This is a genomic window from Psychromonas arctica (genome assembly GCF_038155225.1).
In the GTDB taxonomy this organism is placed as follows: domain Bacteria; phylum Pseudomonadota; class Gammaproteobacteria; order Enterobacterales; family Psychromonadaceae; genus Psychromonas; species Psychromonas arctica_B.
In genome coordinates, this window is the sequence record NZ_JBAKBA010000108.1 from 1 (window position 1) to 508 (window position 508).

1 pseudogene is annotated in these 508 nt (G+C 40.6%); it reads right to left on the reverse strand.

Annotated elements, in window-relative coordinates:
- Positions 1 to 508: pseudogene (locus tag V6255_RS17995) on the reverse strand (transposase); the annotation flags it as partial.

Below are 508 nucleotides of genomic sequence, written 5' to 3' on the forward strand. Positions count from 1 at the left end.
GTTGTGCTTGCAGCTGTTCGATGGCAGGTTTTAAGGTTTGTTGTTCACCAACTGAACCCCATGTTTGCGCTTGTAAGATGATTTGATGTTTATCGTCGTTAATGGCAATGCCATTGTAGCCTTGAATAGTGCCTTTACTGGTGGTCATTTTCGCACTATCTGGGTCGGTGATATTACTTTTCACAGGCGTCTTACGACTGCCTAACTTTTCTTCATTCATTGCTAAAAATGCTTTAATTTTATTAGCACTTTTATCAAGCTTGCCCTGCTGTTTTAAATCATGTGATATTTCATCTTCACTCAACCCATCTTGTGCTTGATGGCGTGCAAGTATGCGTTGACTTGCTCTATGTAGTTTCGCTTGTTTACGTTCGAGTTCATTGAATGTGCCGCTCCATTCTTTGCTAGCGTTTGATCTTATTTTACATCCATCGATGGCAAACATGTTTCGGCCGATCAATCCCTCACGGTCGCATATCATTAATACTTGAGTAAATAGTGGTTCAAT